Raw genomic sequence first — 2,642 nt, forward strand, 5'->3', positions numbered from 1 at the left:
TCTTGTTGTAACTTCTTTAGGTCTATTAACTTCCTATCATTCATTTCAATTATTAACTCTCTAGGATTCCATTGGTTGGATAGTCTTCCATCATAGAAGTCGAACCTCATTACTCCAAGAAGTTCTTTGCTATCATATTTAAAATATTTCTCTTTACTTAACTTATTTATCATTTACTTGAACCTCCTTCAATTAGTACTCTGATGGAAAAAGCATTGTAGAATATTCTCCACTATCTATTACATAAACTTTAACCTCATTATCTATCTGAATATCTTCTAGCTCCATTTCATATGTGCATGAGTATTCAGGAACCTCTTGACTTTGATTTATTACAACCTTATTGCCTTCTTTTCTTAACTTGAACACTTGTAAGTAATCCAGTTCAACCTTTCCTTCATCCTTCAATTTATCAATCATAGACCATATAATAAGTTGTAATCTTATATCTACTTCCTCATTTACACCTCTAGTTACATATCTATTATTTTTCTTGAACATATTTCTTTATCTTCTTATCACTACAAGTTTTTATAGTCACTTTTCCTTTTCTTATTCCCCCTACACATAGAACTCTCTTCATTCCCTTTTACCTCCCTACAATAGAAAAAGTCTTAATCACTATCCTTATAGCAATTAAGACTTTTAGATTTTATTTCTTTCTTGTTTTAACATTTCAATGAATCCTTCTGAAAATACTTTTCTACTTATTGATTCTTTTATTAGCTCTATTAGTTCTAGTTCTGTTACATCAAGACTTCTTGGAATGTATGTTTCATCATCTCTTCTAGTTGCCTTGTAGACACAGAACCTAACTTCATCTCTCTTTAGTTCTTTGATGTAGATTTTCTCTATTGAGTATGTGTGCTCTCCCTCTCCAACTTTTCCTTGGCTTATTATCTTGCAATATTTAGTTTCCTTGATTATCTTTTCTTCACTCTTCTTACTCATGTTATTTACTCTCCTCATCTTATTCTAGTAGGAACTTAGAAAGTTCTTCTGTTGTTACTACTACTAATGCTACATCACTTGAAAGTAAAAATAGTAAAGAAGTCCAATTAACTTCTTCACTACATTCAATTACATCAGTATATTCTGATACTAAACCTTGTAACTTATCTTGTTTCAATATTTCGATATCTACAATATTTTCTTATATAACTACATATCCACCTAAGTCAGATTCTATAGCTCTATTAACTCCATAATTGTAATTCAGTATATATATTGTTGCTTTTATACTTTAAATTAATTGTGAGGGTATGCTATTCACTTCTAGTAATTGATTTTCTTTATAAATTTTTTCATTATATATTTCCTCCCTATAAACATAAAAACTCTTACCTGCATATCTAAAATAGAAGTAAGAGCTTTTACTAAATTAAACTTTTATAAAATTCTATCAATTTATACTATTAACTAATTAAGCTAATTATTAACATAGTATTATCTAAAATTATTTACTATTATTTGAGCTTGCTCTTCATAATTATTATAGCCATATTCATTTTTTATAGAATCTAAACTTTTACTATTTCCACTTATTTGTTTGTGTATTTCATCCCTAAGAATATCATAAATCAATTCATTATTTTCAACTCTGTCTTTCCAATTAATTTGTAGTTTATCTAAAAACACACCTTGCAAATAGCCTACATAATAATATAAATCTTTATCCATAAATCCATTTAAGGGCACTTTACTGGTGAAATTTTGTAACGCTTTTGTATTAAATGCATCCGAAAATTTACGTTGAGGTTTAACAGAGTCTCCTACTAAATTTGAATATTTATATTCAATATATTCAGCACATCCTTCCAACGTTTCAACTAATTTCTCTTGTTTCATATAATTAAATTTATTATAACGAGTATCCCTTACAGCGATAAAATCACTTAAAATATTTATTAATTCATCTCTGTTACTTGCACTAGATGCTTTATCTAAGATAGCAAATTCCATTAATAAAAGCTGGTATTGTTCCTTGTTTCTTTCCTCTACGTGTATACTCGATTGTAATTCATTTGCATTTTTCCATATTGGTACTTGCCTATATTCATGAAATACTTCATGCATTAAGAAATACTTAAATACTCTTTCCTTATTTGTTACTTGAACACTAACAGGATTATACTTAAACAATGTAACATGTTGCTTTCCTATATCTGAAAAATCATAATTTATTGGAAACCATAATTTAATCAATGATGGATGTATAAATGATACTCTATATATTGGTGGCAGATTCATTTCTTTTGGAACTTCAATTTTTTTAGCAAATAAGGAATTCTTGAATTTATCTACTCCTATTGCATATGAATATGTATGAAGCACTCCTTTATCTTTACTAACAGGTGTTAATATAAGCGGAATATTGTTAAATGTATAACCTTCTTTCCATATATCTTGTGATTTATTATTATATACTTCATAAATCTGTGAAAGTTGCTTTAACATATTCTTATCTATATCATCTAAAGTAGCATAATCTGTATGAACCAACTTATTAACTCCTAAGCTAACAACAATCAATAAAAATATACCTATTAAAATAACTTTTAGAAAGAGACTGTAGATAATTTTGTGTAATATAGTTTCTTATAAATTAAATATTACTGGAAATTTTGATTTCCAGTAATATT

4 protein-coding genes are annotated in these 2,642 nt (G+C 27.4%); all 4 read right to left on the reverse strand.

The genetic code is table 11. The features are described from left to right. Positions 1-192: 192 nt before the first annotated feature. The 4 genes from I4V51_RS20630 to I4V51_RS20645 all read right to left on the reverse strand — a co-directional run bounded on the left by I4V51_RS20630 (position 193) and on the right by I4V51_RS20645 (position 2,502). Positions 193-501, reverse strand: a complete 309-nt coding sequence (locus tag I4V51_RS20630; protein ID WP_195990315.1) for a DUF960 family protein — start codon at positions 499-501, stop codon at positions 193-195. A gap of 144 nt (positions 502-645) precedes the next feature. Continuing rightward, the gene (locus I4V51_RS20635) at positions 646-951 is read right to left on the reverse strand and encodes a hypothetical protein (RefSeq protein WP_195990316.1); all 306 of its coding nucleotides are present in this window, start codon (positions 949-951) and stop codon (positions 646-648) included. 19 nt (positions 952-970) lie between these two features. Beyond that, positions 971-1,129, reverse strand: a complete 159-nt coding sequence (locus I4V51_RS21560; RefSeq protein WP_347708680.1) for a hypothetical protein — start codon at positions 1,127-1,129, stop codon at positions 971-973. Positions 1,130-1,446: 317 nt separating this feature from the next. Continuing rightward, positions 1,447-2,502: a hypothetical protein gene (locus tag I4V51_RS20645; RefSeq protein WP_195990317.1), complete on the reverse strand. Its 1,056-nt coding sequence runs from the start codon at positions 2,500-2,502 to the stop codon at positions 1,447-1,449. Positions 2,503-2,642: the final 140 nt, after the last annotated feature.

It is taken from the genome of Clostridium sp. D53t1_180928_C8 (assembly GCF_015667795.1).
GTDB lineage: Bacteria > Bacillota > Clostridia > Clostridiales > Clostridiaceae > Clostridium.